The organism is Janthinobacterium sp. SUN206 (genome assembly GCF_030587305.1).
In the GTDB taxonomy this organism is placed as follows: Bacteria; Pseudomonadota; Gammaproteobacteria; order Burkholderiales; family Burkholderiaceae_D; genus Janthinobacterium; species Janthinobacterium kumbetense.
Map to the genome: position 1 here is coordinate 1,258 of NZ_JAPWIB010000010.1, position 1,406 is coordinate 2,663.

At 51.3% G+C, this 1,406-nt stretch carries 1 rRNA gene (running past one end of the window); it reads left to right on the forward strand.

Annotation, left to right across the window (positions count from 1 at the left end):
- A 23S ribosomal RNA gene (locus O3300_RS28365) occupies positions 1 to 1,350 on the forward strand; its annotated part reaches 1,257 nt to the left of the window's first position; the annotation flags it as partial.
- Positions 1,351 to 1,406 lie beyond the last annotated feature (56 nt).

Sequence of the window (1,406 nt, forward strand, 5' to 3'; positions counted from 1 at the left end):
CACGAAGCAATCGGAAGTGGTTCCAAGAAAAGCCTCTAAGCTTCAGTCATACGAGACCGTACCGCAAACCGACACAGGTGGGCGAGATGAGTATTCTAAGGCGCTTGAGAGAACTCGGGAGAAGGAACTCGGCAAATTGGTACCGTAACTTCGGGAAAAGGTACGCCCCGGTAGCTTGATTGGTTTACTCCATGAGGGTGAAAGGGTTGCAATAAACTGGTGGCTGCGACTGTTTAATAAAAACACAGCACTCTGCAAACACGAAAGTGGACGTATAGGGTGTGACGCCTGCCCGGTGCTGGAAGATTAAATGATGGGGTGCAAGCTCTTGATTGAAGTCCCAGTAAACGGCGGCCGTAACTATAACGGTCCTAAGGTAGCGAAATTCCTTGTCGGGTAAGTTCCGACCTGCACGAATGGCGTAACGATGGCCACACTGTCTCCTCCCGAGACTCAGCGAAGTTGAAATGTTTGTGATGATGCAATCTACCCGCGGCTAGACGGAAAGACCCCATGAACCTTTACTGTAGCTTTGCATTGGACTTTGAACCAATCTGTGTAGGATAGGTGGGAGGCTTTGAAGCGGGGACGCTAGTTCTCGTGGAGCCAACCTTGAAATACCACCCTGGTTTGTTTGAGGTTCTAACCTTGGTCCGTTATCCGGATCGGGGACAGTGCATGGTAGGCAGTTTGACTGGGGCGGTCTCCTCCTAAAGTGTAACGGAGGAGTTCGAAGGTACGCTAGATACGGTCGGACATCGTGTTGATAGTGCAATGGCATAAGCGTGCTTAACTGCGAGACTGACAAGTCGAGCAGGTACGAAAGTAGGACATAGTGATCCGGTGGTTCTGTATGGAAGGGCCATCGCTCAACGGATAAAAGGTACTCTGGGGATAACAGGCTGATTCCTCCCAAGAGTTCATATCGACGGGGGAGTTTGGCACCTCGATGTCGGCTCATCACATCCTGGGGCTGTAGCCGGTCCCAAGGGTATGGCTGTTCGCCATTTAAAGTGGTACGTGAGCTGGGTTTAAAACGTCGTGAGACAGTTTGGTCCCTATCTGCCGTGGGCGTTGGAAATTTGAAGGGGGCTGCTCCTAGTACGAGAGGACCGGAGTGGACGAACCTCTGGTGTACCGGTTGTCACGCCAGTGGCATTGCCGGGTAGCTAAGTTCGGAAGAGATAACCGCTGAAAGCATCTAAGCGGGAAACTTGCCTTGAGATGAGATTTCCCAGAGCCTTGAGCTCTTTGAAGGGTCGTTCGAGACCAGGACGTTGATAGGCTGGGTGTGGAAGTGCAGTAATGCATTAAGCTAACCAGTACTAATTGCCCGTACGGCTTGTCCCTATAACCTTAGCAGGTACAGAGGATAAGACGGTACAACGTTGCGTGTGTGTTGATAC